At 60.7% G+C, this 17,396-nt stretch carries 17 protein-coding genes; 8 read left to right on the forward strand and 9 right to left on the reverse strand.

Translation table 11 applies throughout. The annotated features are described in order from the left end of the window. Positions 1–108: 108 nt before the first annotated feature. Positions 109–621: an isochorismatase family protein gene (locus ACLH1I_RS09325; protein ID WP_072096510.1), complete on the reverse strand. Its 513-nt coding sequence runs from the start codon at positions 619–621 to the stop codon at positions 109–111. 219 nt (positions 622–840) lie between these two features. Between ACLH1I_RS09325 and ampH the strand changes: the two genes are divergently transcribed. From ampH to ACLH1I_RS09345, 4 genes are all read left to right on the forward strand, one after another. Then, on the forward strand, positions 841–2,001 hold the full coding sequence (gene ampH, locus ACLH1I_RS09330) for a D-alanyl-D-alanine-carboxypeptidase/endopeptidase AmpH (RefSeq protein WP_004204886.1): 1,161 nt from the start codon (positions 841–843) through the stop codon (positions 1,999–2,001). A gap of 106 nt (positions 2,002–2,107) precedes the next feature. Beyond that, a complete protein-coding gene (gene hemB / locus ACLH1I_RS09335) occupies positions 2,108–3,082 on the forward strand; it encodes a porphobilinogen synthase (RefSeq protein WP_004204887.1) in 975 nt (324 codons plus the stop codon). Positions 3,083–3,338: 256 nt separating this feature from the next. Then, positions 3,339–3,830, forward strand: coding sequence for an REP-associated tyrosine transposase (locus tag ACLH1I_RS09340; RefSeq protein WP_074384370.1), 492 nt, complete (start codon positions 3,339–3,341; stop codon positions 3,828–3,830). A 178-nt stretch (positions 3,831–4,008) separates the two neighbouring features. Further along, positions 4,009–5,727: a lysophospholipid acyltransferase family protein gene (locus ACLH1I_RS09345; protein ID WP_198079547.1), complete on the forward strand. Its 1,719-nt coding sequence runs from the start codon at positions 4,009–4,011 to the stop codon at positions 5,725–5,727. A gap of 174 nt (positions 5,728–5,901) precedes the next feature. Here the strand turns inward: ACLH1I_RS09345 and tauD are convergent, their stop codons facing one another. From tauD to ACLH1I_RS09380, 7 genes are all read right to left on the reverse strand, one after another. Beyond that, the gene (gene tauD, locus ACLH1I_RS09350) at positions 5,902–6,753 is read right to left on the reverse strand and encodes a taurine dioxygenase (RefSeq protein WP_042939275.1); all 852 of its coding nucleotides are present in this window, start codon (positions 6,751–6,753) and stop codon (positions 5,902–5,904) included. After that, positions 6,750–7,577, reverse strand: a complete 828-nt coding sequence (tauC, locus tag ACLH1I_RS09355; RefSeq protein WP_008805332.1) for a taurine ABC transporter permease TauC — start codon at positions 7,575–7,577, stop codon at positions 6,750–6,752. The genes tauD and tauC overlap by 4 nt, the downstream gene beginning before the upstream one ends. Then, on the reverse strand, positions 7,574–8,341 hold the full coding sequence (tauB, locus tag ACLH1I_RS09360) for a taurine ABC transporter ATP-binding subunit (RefSeq protein ID WP_151628463.1): 768 nt from the start codon (positions 8,339–8,341) through the stop codon (positions 7,574–7,576). Before tauB ends, tauC begins: the two co-directional genes overlap by 4 nt. An 11-nt stretch (positions 8,342–8,352) precedes the next feature. Continuing rightward, positions 8,353–9,315 (reverse strand): taurine ABC transporter substrate-binding protein, encoded by a 963-nt coding sequence (tauA, locus tag ACLH1I_RS09365; protein ID WP_151628462.1) that lies wholly within the window; start codon positions 9,313–9,315, stop codon positions 8,353–8,355. Positions 9,316–9,555: 240 nt separating this feature from the next. Next, positions 9,556–10,488, reverse strand: a complete 933-nt coding sequence (mmuM, locus tag ACLH1I_RS09370; RefSeq protein WP_017898951.1) for a homocysteine S-methyltransferase — start codon at positions 10,486–10,488, stop codon at positions 9,556–9,558. Next, positions 10,475–11,884, reverse strand: coding sequence for an S-methylmethionine permease (gene mmuP / locus ACLH1I_RS09375; protein ID WP_004204899.1), 1,410 nt, complete (start codon positions 11,882–11,884; stop codon positions 10,475–10,477). The genes mmuM and mmuP overlap by 14 nt, the downstream gene beginning before the upstream one ends. An 82-nt stretch (positions 11,885–11,966) precedes the next feature. Next, positions 11,967–12,095 (reverse strand): hypothetical protein, encoded by a 129-nt coding sequence (locus ACLH1I_RS09380; protein ID WP_161992934.1) that lies wholly within the window; start codon positions 12,093–12,095, stop codon positions 11,967–11,969. A 62-nt stretch (positions 12,096–12,157) separates the two neighbouring features. On the opposite strand from ACLH1I_RS09380, the gene eat reads away from it, so the two are divergent. The 3 genes from eat to eutC are packed head-to-tail and all read left to right on the forward strand — an operon-like array spanning position 12,158 to position 15,708. Beyond that, positions 12,158–13,537, forward strand: a complete 1,380-nt coding sequence (eat, locus tag ACLH1I_RS09385) for an ethanolamine permease (RefSeq protein ID WP_004204901.1) — start codon at positions 12,158–12,160, stop codon at positions 13,535–13,537. A 9-nt stretch (positions 13,538–13,546) separates the two neighbouring features. Continuing rightward, positions 13,547–14,935, forward strand: coding sequence for an ethanolamine ammonia-lyase subunit EutB (locus ACLH1I_RS09390; protein WP_064150622.1), 1,389 nt, complete (start codon positions 13,547–13,549; stop codon positions 14,933–14,935). Next, positions 14,932–15,708, forward strand: coding sequence for an ethanolamine ammonia-lyase subunit EutC (eutC, locus tag ACLH1I_RS09395; protein ID WP_004204903.1), 777 nt, complete (start codon positions 14,932–14,934; stop codon positions 15,706–15,708). Before ACLH1I_RS09390 ends, eutC begins: the two co-directional genes overlap by 4 nt. A gap of 426 nt (positions 15,709–16,134) precedes the next feature. Here eutC and ACLH1I_RS09400 read toward each other — a convergent pair whose 3' ends face one another. Then, the gene (locus tag ACLH1I_RS09400; protein ID WP_032426080.1) at positions 16,135–16,278 is read right to left on the reverse strand and encodes a hypothetical protein; all 144 of its coding nucleotides are present in this window, start codon (positions 16,276–16,278) and stop codon (positions 16,135–16,137) included. Here ACLH1I_RS09400 and ACLH1I_RS09405 point away from each other — a divergent pair. Beyond that, positions 16,271–17,377: an ABC transporter substrate-binding protein gene (locus ACLH1I_RS09405; protein ID WP_198079545.1), complete on the forward strand. Its 1,107-nt coding sequence runs from the start codon at positions 16,271–16,273 to the stop codon at positions 17,375–17,377. The genes ACLH1I_RS09400 and ACLH1I_RS09405 overlap by 8 nt on opposite strands. Positions 17,378–17,396: the final 19 nt, after the last annotated feature.

Genomic DNA, 17,396 nt, shown 5'->3' on the forward strand with positions numbered 1-17,396 from the left:
CTGCTAACTTCTTATCGTTCTGCTATTGCTGTATACGACGCATACGTCGGCCGCCGCGTGAAAGCGCTCTCGCGGGGAAGACGGATGATAAGACCGGATATCAACAGCTTAGTTCTGCTGCCAGGCGTGCAGAATTGTTTCTGTGGGTTTCACCTGTAAAGGATTGCCAGGAACGGTCAGCGTACGCCACACCTCATTGTAGTGGGCGATCAGCGTCGCGGCCTGCGCGGCGGGGCGGTTGGCGGTGGTGTGGGCATCTTCCGCGATAACAATGCCGTACCCGCGGCTGGCGCCGTTTTTAATGGTGGTGTCGAGGCAGTAGTCGGTGGCGCAACCGCAGATGACGAACTGCTGAATGTCGTGTTCCCGCAGCACCTGCTCCAGCGAGGTGTGGTAGAAGGCGTCGCAGGCGGTTTTGGTGACATACAGCGCGCCGGCCGGCTGTTCCAGCTCAGGGAGCAGGGCGAAGCCTTCGCTGCCGGCTTCGAGGCCGCCGGCCTCATCATGCTGAATAAAAATCACTTTATCCGCCGCGCGCACCAGACGATTAATTTGCGCGACGCAGCGCTCGCGCGCCAGACGCGGCGTGGCGAACACGCCGTTTTGCATATCCACGACCATCACTACCCGTTGAGCCGCCATTGTTTTCTCCCGCAAACCTTCAGCCAAACGGTCATCATACGCGCCGGCGAAAAAAGCCGGTATCCGAAAGCGTAAAAAAGTCTTTTTTACGCACCGTTACCTTTTTCCTGCAGGAATGTCGTGAATCCCGCTTTGTTCTGCGCCACTTCGTAGTATAAATACCCTCTTCTTTTTTATTTATTTAATGGATGATCTCCGTTGAAACGTAGTTTGCTCATTTTTGCTGCGCTGTGCGCGGCGTCGTGGACCTCGGCGCAGGCCGCACAGCCTACCGTTGACCCGGTTTTCGCCTCGGATGTGGTCGATCGTTACGCCAATCATATCTACTACGGCAGCGGCGCCACCGGCATGGCGCTGGTGGTGATCGATGGCAATCAGCGTGTGTTTCGCAGCTTTGGCGAAACCCGCCCGGGGAATAATCAACACCCGCAGCTCGACTCGGTGATCCGTATCGCCTCCCTCAGCAAACTGATGACCAGCGAGATGCTGGTGAAGCTGCTCGACCAGGGGGTGGTGAAACTCAACGATCCGCTGAGCAAATACGCTCCGCCGGGCGCCCGAGTGCCTGACTGGCAGGGAAAACCAATCACTCTGGTGAATCTCGCGACCCATACCAGCGCCCTGCCGCGCGAGCAGCCTGGCGGCGCCGCTCATCGTCCGGTGTTTGTCTGGCCAACCCGCCAGCAGCGCTGGAACTGGCTCTCAACCGCCACCCTGAAGACCGCGCCGGGCTCACAGGCAGCCTACTCCAATCTGGCCTTCGATTTACTGGCGGACGCGCTCTCCACCGCCGCCGGCAAACCTTATCCGCAGCTGTTTGAAGAGCAGATCACCCGGCCGCTGGGGATGAAGGACACTACTTTTACCCCATCGCCGGATCAGTGCCAGCGGCTGATGATCCCGGAGAAAGGCGCCAGCCCGTGTAACAACACTCTGGCGGCGATCGGCAGCGGCGGCGTCTACTCGACGCCGGGGGATATGATGCGCTGGATGCAGCAGTTCCTGTCATCCGATTTCTATACCCGCAGCCAGCAGGCCGACCGGATGCAGACGCTGATTTATCAGCGTAACCAGCTGACTCGGGTGATCGGTATGGACGTGCCTGGCCGCGCCGACGCGCTGGGGCTTGGCTGGGTGTATATGAAGCCGAAGAATGGCCATCCGGGGATTATTCAGAAAACCGGCGGCGGCGGCGGGTTTATCACCTATATGGCGATGAATCCGCAGGCTAACGTCGGCGCTTTTGTGGTGGTGACCCGCTCGCCGTTAACCCGTTTCAACAATATGAGCGATGGCATCAACGATCTGGTCAGCGAGCTGAGCGGCATGCAGCCCAACATGCAGACGGCCAGTCAGTAAGCCCGGGGGAGGTTTCGCCGATGCGACATAACGATCGTTTTGGCGAAACATCCTGATGCCATTTCAGTTACACTACCCTCTTTCATTTCACAAAATCAGGCAAACCATGACAGATTTAATCACTCGCCCCCGCCGCCTGCGTCAATCCGCTGCGCTGCGCGCCCTGTTTGAAGAGACAACACTGAGTTTGAACGACCTGGTGTTGCCGATCTTTGTTGAAGAAGAAATTGATGATTACAAAGCGATCGAGGCGATGCCCGGGGTGATGCGCATTCCGGAAAAATATCTGGCGCGCGAGATCGAACGCATCGCCAATGCCGGCATTCGCTCGGTGATGACCTTTGGTATTTCTCATCACACCGATGCCACCGGCAGCGATACCTGGAATGAAAATGGTCTGGTGGCGCGTATGTCGCGGATCTGTAAGTCCACGGTGCCGGAGATGATCGTCATGTCCGATACCTGCTTCTGCGAATACACCTCCCACGGCCACTGTGGCGTGCTGTGCGACCACGGGGTGGATAACGACGCGACCCTGGAAAACCTCGGCAAACAGGCCGTTGTCGCTGCCGCCGCCGGCGCGGATTTCATCGCCCCTTCCGCCGCGATGGATGGTCAGGTGCAGGCGATTCGCCGCTCGCTGGACGCCGCCGGCTTCACCAATACGGCGATCATGTCCTATTCGACCAAGTTCGCCTCTTCCTTCTACGGCCCGTTCCGCGAAGCGGCCGGTACCGCGCTGAAGGGCGATCGTAAAACCTATCAGATGAGCCCGATGAACCGCCGGGAAGCCATTCGCGAGTCGCTGCTCGATGAAGCCCAGGGCGCCGACTGCCTGATGGTGAAACCGGCGGGCGCCTACCTGGATATTCTGCGCGATATCCGCGAGCGCAGCGATCTGCCGCTCGGCGCGTACCAGGTCAGCGGGGAGTACGCGATGATCAAATTCGCCGCCCAGGCGGGCGCTATCGATGAAGAGAAAGTGGTTCTGGAAAGCCTCGGCGCTATCAAACGCGCGGGCGCCGATCTGATCTTCAGCTATTTCGCCCTCGACCTGGCCGAGAAAAACATCCTCCGTTAAGCCTCCCTCTCCCCGGTGGCGCTGACGCTTACCGGGGCTACCAAACCTCATCTCCGGTGCGCTGTATTTATCGCGACCACCACACCGTAGCCCGGATAAGGCGCTTGCGCCGCTATCCGGGGACAGGCGCTAAACAATATCTGTAGCTAAAATTTTGCACGCCGCTTTCCATCTTCTGCGCGTTCTTCTTGGCGTACCGGATTTCGCCTTCTAACGTGTTAAACCACATCATAAATACCGAATTCCAGGAGATCCTGTGGTGGCTTATCGACGTTATTACATTAAAGGGGGAACCTGGTTCTTCACCGTTAACCTTAAAGACCGTAGAAGCATGCACCTAACTGAAAACATAGAATTATTGCGCTACTCTGTCGCCGTAGTTAAACAACATCGCGCCTTTATTATTGATGCCTGGGTGGTGTTGCCTGAACATCTGCATTGCATCTGGACACTACCTCATAATGATGACGATTTTTCTTCACGCTGGAGAGATATCAAAGGCTGTTTTACCAGAACGTTAAAACGACACCCCCTCTGGCAACCTCGCTTTTGGGAGCATGCCATACGCGATGAAGATGATTACCGCCGACACGTTGATTACATCCATATCAATCCACTTAAGCATGGCTGGGTCACCCGAGTGATCGATTGGCCATTTTCAACCTTTCATCGCGATGTCCAGCGCGGGCTATATCCCCCAAATTGGGCTGGCGATAGCTTTGATCTTAGCTGCGGTGAACGCCGATAGCCTCTCCCCGGTGGCGCTGACGCTTACCGGGGCTACAAATCGGCGCCAACCGTAGCCCGGATGAGGCGTTAGCCGCTATCCGGGAAACCTCGCTTGCTGCGACCGAATCTTCACCCAACTGTAATCTGAACGACATCTCTACCTTCTACTGTCTGGGCAGGACGGAGGAGGAGCCACTATGTTTAGTCTCGACAACGTACTCGATGACCTGTGGCCTCAGGCGAGGCCCGCACCCTGGCAAAAGAAACTGTTAAAAAAGCTATTTTATGAGGAAGAGTTTCAACAATTTGCCGACCGTCACCGCCACCTGAAGGGGCTTGATACGGTCGAACAGGTGCTGGAATACCTCAATATCCGCTGCGCCATCCCGGCGCACGATCTCGAACAAATCCCCGAATATGGCCCGCTGGTCATTATCGCCAACCACCCCACCGGCACCCTCGACGGCCTGGCGCTCCTGTATGCGGTATCCCGCGTGCGACGCGACGTCAAAGTGGTCACCAACCGCATGCTCACCCACCTTGAGCCCCTGAGCTCGCTGTTTATCCCGGTAGATAATATTCATGGCCGCACCGCTAAAACGGCGCTGCAGCAGATGGACCAGCAGCTACAGGCCGGTGGGGTACTGATTTTCTTCCCGGCGGGGGAAGTCTCTCGCCTTACCCGTCGCGGCATTCGCGATAAAAAATGGCACTCGGGCTTTATTAAGCTGGCGGCGAAATATCGCGCCCCGCTGCTGCCGGCGTGGATTCATGCCCACAACAGCGCCCTGTTTTACGCCAGCACCCTGGTCTCCGACAACCTGCCGCTGCTCCTGCTGATGCAGCAGATGTTTCGCCGGCGCAACAGCAGCTTGCCGGTGCGTATCGGCCAGCAGATCCCCTGGTCGAGCTGGTTCGATGCCCAGTCCAGCGCTCGCGAACTTACCGGCCGCTGCTATCAGCACCTTGAACAGCTGCGCAAAGGGCTGCCCGGGCAGTTCAAAACTGAAAGCGCCATCGCCCGCCCGGAAGATCGGGCGCGGCTCAAACGCGAACTGCACAAGGCCGAATGCCTGGGCCGCACCGCCGATGGCAAAGTGATTTACCTCTGGCAGCGCAACGGTCAGGAGGAGGCGCCGCTGCTGCGCGAGCTGGGACGCCTGCGGGAAATCGCCTTCCGCGCGGTTGGCGAAGGCAGCGGCAAACGGCGGGATATCGACGGGTATGATGACGACTATTTGCATCTGATCCTGTGGGATGAAGAAGACCTCGAGATCGTCGGCGCTTACCGCTTTATGCCGACGGCCATACAGCTGGCAAAGCGCGGCCTGGAGGGGATCTACAGCTCCAGTCTGTTCCACTACGACGGGCGAATGGACGACATCCTGCAGCACGGCATTGAGCTGGGGCGCAGCTTTATCCAACCGCGCTACTGGGGTAGACGCGGGCTGGACTACCTGTGGTCCGGCATCGGCGCTTATCTGGCGCGCTACCCGCACTATCGCTATCTGTTTGGCCCGGTATCGATTTCTGGTGGGCTGCCGCCCGCCGCTCGCGATCTGCTGGTGGCGTTCTACCGGCTGTGGTTCCCGGCGACGCACCCGCTGGCGGAGTCCCGTCGCCCTTATCCGGCCTCGCTGCCCGACGTGCTGGCGCAGTTTGGCGGGGAGGATTACAACGACGACCTGGCCCGGCTGAAGTCCCTGCTCGGCAACCTCCGCTGCGCGATCCCGCCGCTGTATAAGCAGTACTCGGAAGTGTGCGAGCCGGGCGGCGTGCAGTTTATCGATTTCGGCAGCGATCCGGATTTCAATAACTGCGTGGATGGTCTGGTGCTGGTGGATTTGACCTATCTGAAAGCGAACCGCTATCAGCGCTATATTGGCGCGCATCTGGGTGCGCAAAAATCGGCATAAAAGCTTTTTCCCGGCTTGCGGCGCGTTGCGCCTTAGCCGGGCTACGGTTCACCGTTTCCGACGGATCGGTAGCCCGGAAAAGGCGCGTCAGGCGCCGCCTCCGGGAAGCTACGGGCAATGCAGCATCCGCTTTTCTCCGCGGCTCGCGGCTGATGCCTTAACCGGCTACAAGCCTTACCCCGCCCGGTAATACGGCTTATCGCCGAGGATCGTCGCCCGGTGCATGATCCGCCGCTGCGGCAGATAGTCGGCGTTGGCGTAATGCTGCGTCACCCGGTTATCCCAGATAGCGACATCGTTCGGCTGCCAGCGCCAGCGCACCTGAAACTCCGGTTTGGTGATATGGGCAAACAGGAAGCTCAGCAGCGCCGCGCTCTCTTTCTCGGTCACGTCGACAATCCGCGTGGTAAAGCCTTCATTAACGAACAGCGCCTGCTTGCCGGTCACCGGGTGGGTACGCACCACCGGGTGCAGCAGGGGCGGATGCTTCGCCACCGCCTCCTGCCAGCGCCGATGCTCGGCTTCCGTGTGGTTGTACTTATACTCCTGGAACGATTTACGGAAATCGTGTTCCGCATGCAGGCCGCTCAGCAGCTGCCGGAAGGGTTCTGACAGCGCTTCCCAGGCGGCAATGCCGCTGGTCCACAGAGTATCCCCGCCGGTCGCCGGCAGCTCTTTCGCCGCCAGAATGGCGCCGGCGGGCGGCGTGTCGATAAAGGTGACATCGGTATGCCAGTTGTCATTATCCGGCGGATTATCGTTGTGGGTATCGAGGACGATAATCTCTTCCACGCCAGGGGCGTGAGGGTAGACCGGATGAATATGCAGGTCGCCAAACCGCAGCGCCAGGTCGCGCTGTTGCGCCGGGGTGATATTCTGTTCGCGCAGGAATACCACCTGATGACGCAGCACCGCGTGATACAGCTGCTCAAACTGGTTGTCGCTCAGCGGACGGGTTAAATCCGCCCCGGTCACCAGCGCGCCAATATACGGCCCCAGCGGGGTAATGCTCAGACGTTCACTCATTGTACTTCTCCATGCCAGGGCGTCAGGCGGCGCTGCAGCGCGCGCAGCCCCAGTTCCAGTAAAAAGGCGATAATGGCAATGACTGCGATCCCCGCCAGCACCACATCGGTGGCGAGAAACTCGCCGGCGGACTGCACCATAAACCCTAACCCACGGGTGGCGGCGATCAGCTCAGCGGCCACCAGCGTTGACCAGCCCACCCCGAGACCAATGCGCAGCCCGGTGAGGATCTCCGGCAGCGCGCCGGGCAGGATCACCAGCCACAGCACCTGCGCCCGGCTGGCGCCCAGCGAACGGGCGGCGCGAATCCGCACCTGCTGCGCGCTTTTCACCCCCGCCAGCGCCGACATCGCTACCGGGGCGAAAATCGCCAGGTAGATCAGCAGGATCTTTGACGTTTCACCAATGCCAAACCAGATCACCATCAGCGGTAAGTAGGCCAGCGGCGGCACCGGACGATAAAGCTCGATCAGCGGATCGAGGATCCCGCGCACCGTTGAGTTGAGCCCCATGGCGATCCCCACCGGTACGCCGATCAGCACCGCCGCCAGCAGCGCGATAACGATCCGCGTCAGGCTCGCCGCCAGGTGCTGCCAGAGCGTCGCATCCATAAAGCCCTGCGGCCCGGCGATGGTGATAAGCTTCTGCAACACCTGTCCTGGCGGCGGCAGAAACAGCGGGCTAATCAGCTGCAGCGCCGCGACCGCCCACCAGACGGCCAGCAGCACCGCCAGGGTCGCCACGCTGAGGGTAAGCTGACGGGAGAGCGGCCAGCGCCATTTCAGCGTCGTCTGACGCGGTTTGTCGTTCAGTACCACGCTCATGAGAAAGCCTCCCGTTGGTCAAACACCCGGCTCAAAATGTATTCCCGCTGTTCAATAAACCGCGGGTCGGATTTGATGCTGCGGCAGGATTCGCCCGCGACAAAGCGACGGCTGAAATCAAGCGGCAGCCGCTCCACCACCCGTCCCGGCCCCGGCGACAGCAGCACCAGCTCGGTGGCCATAAAGATGGCCTCTTCAATGTCATGAGTGATCAGCAGCACCTGTTTGCCGGTCTCATGCCACAGTTTCAGCAGCAATGTCTGCATCTGCTCGCGGGTAAAAGCGTCAAGCGCGCCGAAGGGCTCATCCAGCAGCAACAGCTGCGGATTCGCCGCCAGCGCCCGGGCGATGCCCACCCGCTGGCGTTGACCGCCGGACAGCTGCCAGATAAAGCGTTTTTCCGCCCCTTCGAGACCCACCTTCTTCAGCATCTGCGCCGCCGCTTGCCGGCGCTGCGCTTTATCCACGCCCGCCAGCTGCAGACCCAGCGCCACGTTATTCTGCACATTGCGCCACGGCAGCAGACCTTCGTTCTGGAAGACCACGCCGCGCTCTGCGCCCGGCCCGGTCACCCGCTGACCTTCGAGAGTGATGCTGCCGTGCTGATAGGGCACGAATCCGGCAATCAGGTTCAGCAGGGTAGTTTTACCGCAGCCCGAGGGCCCCAGCACCACCAACAGCTCCCCACTCTCCAGCGTCAGGTTGATATCCGCCAGCGCCGGTTTACCGCCGTAGTCGGCGGAAAGATGCGAGATTTGCAGCATCGCCGCCTCCTTTACTTCACAAAGCGGTCAGTCACGTACTGACGATAATCGGTTCCCGCCGCAGGCACTTTGCCCTGCTCTTTCAGGAAGCGCGCGGTATCCACGATGGCCTGATTGACCGGCCCGTTCAGCGCCTGCGCCTGCTCAGCGGCGGTGAGATAGGTATTGCCCTTCACCAGCCCCGGGACATCGGCTTCCGGCACCCCGCTCAGGCGCGCCAGCTTGCTGATGTTGTCCGGCTGTTTCAGCCATGCCTCCGGGTTGGCGATGTAGGGCTGCTGGGCGTCGATGGCGCTTTTAGCGAACGCTTTGACAATCTCCGGATGCTGCTCGGCGAAGTCCTTACGGACCACCCAGACGTCGAGGGTCGGCGCGCCCCACTCCCCAACCTGCGCGGAATCGGTCAGCACCTTGCCCTCTTTTTCCAGTTCATTAACCGCTGGCGCCCAGACGTAAGCGCCATCGATATCCCCGCGCAGCCAGGCGGCGATAATCGCCGGCGGCTGCAGGTTAATAATCTGCACCTGGCCCGGCTTGATGCCCCAGTGTTTGAGCGCCGACAGCAGGCTATAGTGGGTGGTGGAGATAAACGGCACGGCGATGCGCTTGCCGATCAGATCTTCCGGTTTGGTGATGCTTTTCTTCACCACCAGCGCTTCGGAGTTGCCGAGCTTTGAAGCGAGCAGGAACACTTCAATCGGCACCTGCTGGCTGGCGGCCACCGCCAGCGGGCTGGAGCCGATATTGCCGATCTGCACATCGCCGGAGGCCAGAGCGCGCACCACGCTGGCGCCGCTGTCAAATTTCCGCCAGTCGACGGTCGCCCCGCTGGTTTTGGCGAAGGTGTTGTCCGCCTGGGCGACTTTCGCCGGCTCAGCGGAGGTTTGATACGCCACGGTAACGTTGACCGCCTGCGCCTGGAAGGCGGCGACGGCCAGCGCCGCCAGAAGAGTAATTCGCGATGTGAATGCCATAATGTCTGCTTCCCCTGAGTTGTTATAGGTGCAGTATTTCCGGCATCAGGATGGAGATGAAGTAATTAAAAATTCTGGCTAATAGCGAATCGTTTTTAGAACAAAAGCGGGAAAGGATAGTTGATTTTGAGCGGTGGGTTGGTGGCAAATGGTTGGCGCCGGGTGGCGGCTGCGCCTTGCCCGCCCTACGGATCGCGCAAGGTGTAGGCCGGGTAAGCGCAGCGCCACCCGGCAAAAAACTCAGCGCTTCGCGTTAAGCTCAGCAATATCCTTCGGCGTGGTGCGGCAGCAGCCGCCGATCAGCTTCGCCCCGGCCGCCAGCCACTGCGGCAGATAATCCGCCAGGCTGGCGCAGGCTTCGCCATGATGATGCCAGGTCTTGCTCACCGCATCATAATGCTCGCCGGAGTTAGGATAGACCACCAGCGGCAGCGCCGTCAGGCTGTGCAAATGCGCCAGCGCCGCGGGCGTATTTTCCAGCGCGATACAGTTGATCCCCACCGCCACCACCTGCGGGTTATCCGCCAGGGCGGCCATCACCTCGCGCAGCGGCGTGCCGTCGCTGAGATGTTCGGCGTCGCGCAGTGTGAAGGAGTACCAGGCGCGAGCGCGGGGATACTCCTGCAGCAGGGCCGCCAGGGCCTGGATCTCGGCGAATGACGGCAGGGTTTCACAGGCCAGCAGGTCGGCGCCCGCATCCAGCAGCGCTTCGACGCGCGGCCGGTGGAAGGCCTGGAACTCTGCCGCGCTGCGCTGATAATCGCCGCGATACTCCGAGCCGTCGGCAAGAAACGCGCCATACGGCCCCACCGAACCGGCGACCAGCAGCGTGCCGGCCTGCGGGTTCTCGGCGAGGTACGCCTCGCGCGCTTTGCGCGCCAGCTCGACGCTTTTGCCGATCAGCGCCCGGGACTGCGCGTCATCCAGCCCGCGTGCGGCAAAACCCGCCGGGGTGGCCTGATAGCTGGCGGTGATCGCCACCTGCGCCCCGGCGCGAAAGTAGTCGAGATGCACATCGCGGATCAGCTGCGGGTTCTCCAGCAGCACTTTCGCCGACCACAGGCTGTCAGCCAGATCGCAGCCGCGGGCCTCCAGCTCGGTGGCCATAGCGCCGTCCAGCAGCACGAAAGGCTGGGCGGCAAGCAGGGCGGTAAACGGATTAGTCTGCGACATGTTGGGGCTCCTGAGTCATTTTCCGTGAACGAGTAAGATACCAGGCACCATAGCACAGGGCCACAAAGGGGATCCCGCACCACAGCGCAATTCTCTGGCTCGGGTCAAAAGCAAGGCCCACGCAGGCCACCAGGCACAGCACAAAGCCCAGAATCGGCACCACTGGATACCAGGGGGCGCGATATTGCAGGTCGCTCAGCGCCTTACCCTGCTGCAGATGGCGGCGGCGGAACATAAAGTGCGAGGCGCAGATGCTCAACCACACCGCCACCACCGCAAAACCGGAGATCGCCGACAGCGCCACAAACACCGTGTCGGGCGCCACCACGCTGGAGAACAGCGCCAGCACGCCGCCCAGCATACTCACTGACAGCGCGGTCACCGGCACGCCCCGTTTATTGACTTTGGCAAAGCAGGCCGGCAGCGTCTTCTCGTTCGACAGCGACCAGAGCATCCGCCCGGAAGCGTACAGGCCGGAGTTGGCCGCCGAGAGGATCGCCGTCAGGATCACGAAGTTGAAAATATCCGCCGCGTAAGGGATACCCACCTTTTCAAACACCAGCACGAAGGGGCTTTTCTCCACCCCCGCCTGCTGCATCGGGATCAGCGCCGCCAGCACAAATACGGTGCCGATAAAGAAAATAATCAGCCGGGCGATGGTGGTGCGGATGGCGACCGGAATAACCTTATGCGGGTTTTCCGTCTCCCCGGCGGCAATGCCGATAAGCTCCGTCCCGGAGAAGGCGAAGTTCACCGCCACCATGGTCATCAGGATCGGCAGGCCGCCGTGCGGGAACCAGCCTTCGGCGGTGATATTGCGCAGGCCCGGCGCCGGGGAGCCATCCTGCATCGGAATGATGCCGAAAATGGCCGCGCCGCCGAGAATAATAAACGCGATGATGGTGATCACTTTCACCAGCGAGAACCAGAACTCGCCTTCGGCGAAGAAGCGGGTCGAAATGATGTTAAGGCCGAAGATCACCGCGCAGAACACCACGCACCAGATCCAGACCGGCACCTGCGGGAACCAGTACTGCATACAGAAGCCAGCGGCGGTAAAGCTCGAACCCAGCGCCACCGTCCACGTCAGCCAGTAGAGCCACGCCACGGTATAGCCCGTCGCCGGGCCAAGGTAACGCGCCGCGTAAACGTGGAAAGCGCCGGTCTCCGGCATCGCTACCGACAGTTCGCCGAGGCACTGCATCACCAGCCAGACCACCAGGGCGCCAATCAGATATGCCAGCAGCGTCCCGGCCGCGCCGGTGGTGGAGATGATATAGCCGGTATTAAAGAACAGGCCGGTGCCAATCACGCCGCCGAGCGACAGCATGATCAGATGACGCGTTTTCATGGTGCGCTTCAGTTGCCCACCTTGTTGTTGTGTTGTGCTTTGCATTTTATTTTCTCACGCCAGCCCGCTTGCCCGGGTCATGATGCGTATAAACGTATAGACATCTAAACATCCAAAAGAAGAAGTGTTATACCGTGCCGCCGCTGAAAAAGCAAAGCCGCTGCACCAGGTCGCGCGCCGACAGCGTGCAGCCTGCCCCATTTTTGCGCAGCGCCGACGGGCGCTCCCCGAACTGGCGCCTCATCGCGACGGACAACGTTCTGGCACTCTCTTTGCAGCCTGTCGTTCAGAACCTTTCTATCTGGCGAGGCAACACGTATGACAGAGCACACCACCACCTTAAAAAGAACGCTCGGCAGTTTTCGTTTATGGGGGATCGCCGTCGGACTGGTGATATCCGGGGAGTACTTCGGCTGGAGCTACGGCTGGTCGCAGGCGGGCACGATGGGGTTTATGGTCGTCGCCCTCGCGGTCGCCGCCATGTACTGCGCCTTTATTTTCAGCTTTACCGAGCTGACCACCGCCATCCCGCACGCTGGCGGCCCTTTCGCCTATGCCTACCGCGCCTTCGGGCCCACCGGCGGCTTTATCGCCGGTTTTGCCACTCTGATTGAATTCGTCTTCGCCCCGCCGGCCATCGCCATGGCCATCGGCGCCTACCTCAACGTGCAGTTTCCGGCGCTGGATCCGAAATGGGTCGCCTGCGGCGCCTACGTGATCTTTATGACGCTCAATATCCTCGGCGTCGGCATCGCCGCCACCTTCGAGCTGATCGTCACCCTGCTGGCCATCTTCGAGCTGCTGGTGTTTATGGGCGTAGTCGCCCCCGGCTTCTCCTGGAGCCATTTCACCACTAACGGCTGGGCGGGCGCGGAAAGCTTTAGCGGCCTGGCGCTGCCGGGTATGTTCGCCGCCATTCCGTTCGCTATCTGGTTCTTCCTCGCCATTGAGGGGGCTTCCATGGCCGCCGAAGAGGCCAAAGATCCGCAGCGCACCATTCCCCGCGCCCTGGGCGGCGGCATTCTGACGCTGACGGTGCTGGCGATTGGGGTGATGGTCTTCGCCGGCGGCGTCGGCGACTGGCGCGCGCTGTCCAATATTAACGATCCGCTGCCCCAGGCGATGAAGACGGTCGTGGGCAACGGCAGCGGCTGGCTGCATATGCTGGTGTGGCTGGGGCTGTTTGGCCTCGTCGCCTCCTTCCACGGCATCATTATGGGCTACTCGCGGCAGATCTACTCCCTCGCCCGCGCCGGCTATCTGCCCGCCGGTCTGGCCACCCTCAATCGCCGCACCCGCACTCCGCATCTGGCGATCCTTGCCGGGGGCGTGGTGGGCATCGCCGCGATCTTCTCCGACTCGCTGATCACCATCAGCGGCATGCCGCTGACCGCCTGCATCGTCACCATGTCGGTATTTGGGGCTATTGTTATGTATATCACTTCCATGGCGGCGCTGTTCAAACTGCGCCGTAGCGAGCCGAAGCTGATCCGTCCGTTCCGCGCGCCGCTCTACCCGCTGGCGCCGGCCTTTGCCCTCGGCATGGCGCTGCTCTGCCTGGTGGCGATGGTTTGGTATAACCTGCTGCTGGCGCTGATTTTCGCGGCGATGATGCTCGGCGGCTACCTGTGGTTTCGCAAAACCGCAGCGGCCCGTGAACGGGCGCCAGTGGATCCTCAACTGCGAACGGTCTCCTGAGGAGGCGGCATGTATAAAACCACGCTATCGGGCCAGGTATGGCGCTTTGATAGTCTGAAAACGCTGATGGCGAAAGCGTCGCCGGCCCGCTCCGGCGACGCCCTGGCGGGGGTTATCGCCCACTCAGCCGAAGAGCGGATGGCGGCGAAAATGACCCTCGCCGAGGTGCCGCTGACCGACATCCTCGACAATCCGCTTATCCCTTACGAGCAGGACGAAGTGACCCGCCTGATCATCGACACCCACGATGCGCAGGGCTTTGCCGCCCTGCGTCACCTGACGGTCGGCGATTTCCGCGACTGGCTGCTGGACGATGCCACCGATACCGCCACGCTGCAGCGGGTCGCCCGCGCCATCACCCCGGAGATGGCGGCGGCGGTAAGCAAGCTAATGCGCAATCAGGATCTGATCCTTGCCGCCAGCAAATGTCAGGTGGTGACGCGCTTTCGCAACACCATCGGCCTGCCCGGCCACCTCAGCGTACGCCTGCAGCCCAACCATCCCACCGATGACCTGAAAGGCATTGCCGCCAGTATGCTCGACGGGCTGCTGTACGGCGCCGGGGACGCGGTGATCGGCATCAACCCGGCCAGCGACAGCTTACCGGTGCTGGCGCAGTTGAACGTGATGCTGGACGATATTATCCAGCGCTTCGCCATTCCCACCCAGTCCTGCATTTTGACCCACGTCACCAATACGCTGCAGCTGATTGAGCGCGGCGCGCCGGTGGATCTGGTGTTTCAGTCGGTGGCGGGAACCGAAGCGGCCAACAGCGGCTTCGGCATCAATCTTGCCATGCTGCAGGAGGCCCGCGAGGCGGCCCTGAGCCTCAGGCGCGGTACCCTCGGCAACAATGTGATGTATTTTGAGACCGGCCAGGGAAGCTGCCTGTCGGCCAACGCCCACCACGGCGTCGATCAGCAGACCTGTGAGGCGCGGGCCTACGCCGTCGCCCGTCACTTTGAACCGCTGCTGGTCAATACGGTGGTCGGTTTTATCGGTCCGGAGTATCTCTACGACGGCAAGCAGATTATTCGCGCCGGGCTGGAGGATCACTTCTGCGGCAAGCTGATGGGCCTGCCGATCGGCTGCGACGTCTGCTATACCAACCACGCGGAAGCGGATCAGGATGATATGGACACCCTGCTGACCCTGCTGTGCGCCGCCGGGCTCACCTTCCTGATCGGCGTGCCCGGGGCGGACGATATCATGCTCAATTACCAGAGCACCTCGTTCCATGACGCACTGTACGCCCGTCGCCTGCTGGGCTTAAAGCATGCCCCGGAGTTCGCCGACTGGCTGGCGAAGATGCAAATTATCGATCCGCACGGCGCGCTGCGGCTCACCGACGCCCGCCATCCGCTGCTGTCCGTCCTGCCGCAAGGAGCCCCCGTATGAACCGTCCCGACGCCTGGAACCCGCTGCGTGAATTTACCGATGCGCGGATTGCCCTGGGGCGCAGCGGCGCCAGCCTGCCGACCCGCGAAGTCCTCAACTTTGGTCTGGCCCACGCCAGAGCGCGGGACGCCATTCATCAGCCGTTCGCCAGCCAGCAGCTGGTGGCGCCGCTGGCGGCGCTCGGCCTCGACGCTCTGACGGTGCACAGCGCCGCGCCGGACCGTCACACCTATCTGCGGCGTCCGGATCTCGGAAGGCAGCTTGCCGACGAAAGCCGCGCCGACCTCGCCGCCAGCGGCGTCCGCCCCGCCGACCTGCTGCTGGTGATCGGCGACGGCCTCTCTTCATGGGCGGTAGAGCGCCAGGCGGTGCCGTTGATCCGCGCCCTGCTGCCCTATCTGCAGACGCTGGGTATCGGCCTGGCGCCGGTGGTGCTGGCGCATCAGTCACGGGTGGCGCTGGGGGATGATATTGGCGAAACCCTGAAAGCCCGCGCGGTGGCGATCCTGATTGGCGAACGACCGGGTCTCTCCTCACCGGACAGCCTCGGCGTCTACCTCACCTGGCAGCCGCATCGGCAGCGGCTGGAGTCGGAGCGCAACTGTATCTCCAATATTCGCCCGGAAGGGCTGAGCCATGACGCCGCCGCCTTTAAACTGGCCTGGCTGCTGGAGCAGGCTTTTTTACGACGGCTTACCGGAGTGCGCCTGAAAGATGAAAGCGATAATCCGGCGCTGCATGGGAAAATAAAACCATTGCCCCCTTTAAAATAATAAGTCACGTGAGCAGCAGAATACATTGTTAATATTACCGGGCGCACCTGAATATTATATTCGGGTGCACGCTGAAATTTCCCGGCGGCGCTTCGCTTGCGCGGGCCGACGAAAACCGTTTAACCGGTATATTGCCTGTTTTCAGGCCGGGTAAGGCGCCTGTCGCCACCCGGCAAAATGCGTTCACCGTATCAAAAACCGTGTGGTCGCCAGCCTTATGCCCTTGCCTGCAGGTAATAAGAATATTGCATGAGTAAAAACGAAACGGACGTTGTAAGGTAATTCAGCGCATTAAAAATACCCGTCATACTTCAAGTTGCATGTGCGTTGGCTGTCAGTCACTTACTTCTGTAAGCGCCTGGGGACTCGCTCACTTGCCGCCTTCATGCGACTCGAATTATTTAGGGTATATATCTCGTTATCTATTCAACATAACAGCCAATAATTCGCCGGATAAGCTGGCGCATTATTCCTCAATGTTATGCAGTCATTGATGGTTAAAGATAAATAATCGACCGACGGAGAAATACCCATGAAATCGTTTTCCGGGAAAGCGTCTTTAATGGCCAAGCTGGTTGCCGCGCTGGTCGGCGCCAGCAGCGCGCAGGCAGCGGAAATTAAAATCGGGGTGGTATTACCCCTGAGCGGCGCCCTCAGCGGCTATGGCCAGCCGTCGCAGAAAGGTCTGGACATTATTCAGGCCATCACCCCGACGTTAAAAAATGGCGATACCATCAAGCTTATCGTCATCGATGATAAAAGCGACAAAGTCGAAGCGGCCAACGCCATGCAGCGCCTGGTCTCCAGCGATAAAGTGGATGCCGTTATCGGGGAAGTCACCTCCTCCAACACCCTGGCGATGACCAAGATCGCCGATGACAGCAAAACGCCGCTGGTCTCCTCCACCGCCACCAACGACCGCGTCACCCGCAACCATCCCTACGTCAGCCGGGTCTGCTTCTCGGACAGCTTCCAGGGGGTGGTCGGGGCCAATCTGGCCTCCCGCGATCTGAAAGCCAAAACCGCCGCCATCGTGTTTGACAGCAGCAACGATTACTCCGTCGGCCTGGCGAAAGCGTTCCGCACCCAGTTCCTGAAAAACGGCGGCACCATTCCCATCGAGGTCCAGGCCCCGGGCGGCAGCAAGGACTTTAAAGCCCAGCTGGCGAGCGTCAAGGCGAAGAATGTCGACATGATTTACATGCCGATCTACTACACCGAAGGGGCGCTGATTGCCGTGCAGTCTAAACAGCTGGGGCTCAACAAACCGGTGGTGGGCGGCGATGGACTGGCCGCGGATCAGGTCTTCTTCGATGTCGGTAAAGACGCGGTCAACGGCTATATGACCACCGATTATTACTCGCCGAACGCCAAAGAGCAGACCCCGGCGGGGGAAACCTTCATCAAAGCCTGGGAAGCCAAATACCAGCAGCCGACCCATACCTGGGGCGCAATGGCGGCGGATGCCTATAACGTCATCGTCAACGCCATGAACCAGTGCAGCGATCCCCACGATCGGGTCTGCGTAAATGAAAAAATCCGCGCCACCAAAGATTTCCAGGGCGTGACCGGCACGCTGACCTTACAGAACGGCGATGCCATTCGCAGCGCGGTCATCAACGAAGTGAAAGATGGCAAGCTGGCGTTTCGTACCGTGGTTAACCCTTAAGTTGTGACGAGGCTACAAA

Origin of the sequence: Klebsiella sp. 1SOBk10mer (genome assembly GCF_046602535.1) — a bacterium.
In the GTDB taxonomy this organism is placed as follows: domain Bacteria; phylum Pseudomonadota; class Gammaproteobacteria; order Enterobacterales; family Enterobacteriaceae; genus Klebsiella; species Klebsiella quasipneumoniae.

Coding starts and splice junctions, on each gene's coding strand:
- ACLH1I_RS09325 (WP_072096510.1), bottom strand. CDS start 621: ATGGTCGTGGATATGCAAAACGGCGTGTTCGCCACGCCGCGTCTGGCG.
- hemB (WP_004204887.1), top strand. CDS start 2,108: ATGACAGATTTAATCACTCGCCCCCGCCGCCTGCGTCAATCCGCTGCG.
- ACLH1I_RS09345 (WP_198079547.1), top strand. CDS start 4,009: ATGTTTAGTCTCGACAACGTACTCGATGACCTGTGGCCTCAGGCGAGG.
- tauD (WP_042939275.1), bottom strand. CDS start 6,753: ATGAGTGAACGTCTGAGCATTACCCCGCTGGGGCCGTATATTGGCGCG.
- tauC (WP_008805332.1), bottom strand. CDS start 7,577: ATGAGCGTGGTACTGAACGACAAACCGCGTCAGACGACGCTGAAATGG.
- tauB (WP_151628463.1), bottom strand. CDS start 8,341: ATGCTGCAAATCTCGCATCTTTCCGCCGACTACGGCGGTAAACCGGCG.
- tauA (WP_151628462.1), bottom strand. CDS start 9,315: ATGGCATTCACATCGCGAATTACTCTTCTGGCGGCGCTGGCCGTCGCC.
- mmuM (WP_017898951.1), bottom strand. CDS start 10,488: ATGTCGCAGACTAATCCGTTTACCGCCCTGCTTGCCGCCCAGCCTTTC.
- mmuP (WP_004204899.1), bottom strand. CDS start 11,884: ATGCAAAGCACAACACAACAACAAGGTGGGCAACTGAAGCGCACCATG.
- eat (WP_004204901.1), top strand. CDS start 12,158: ATGACAGAGCACACCACCACCTTAAAAAGAACGCTCGGCAGTTTTCGT.
- ACLH1I_RS09390 (WP_064150622.1), top strand. CDS start 13,547: ATGTATAAAACCACGCTATCGGGCCAGGTATGGCGCTTTGATAGTCTG.
- eutC (WP_004204903.1), top strand. CDS start 14,932: ATGAACCGTCCCGACGCCTGGAACCCGCTGCGTGAATTTACCGATGCG.
- ACLH1I_RS09405 (WP_198079545.1), top strand. CDS start 16,271: ATGGCCAAGCTGGTTGCCGCGCTGGTCGGCGCCAGCAGCGCGCAGGCA.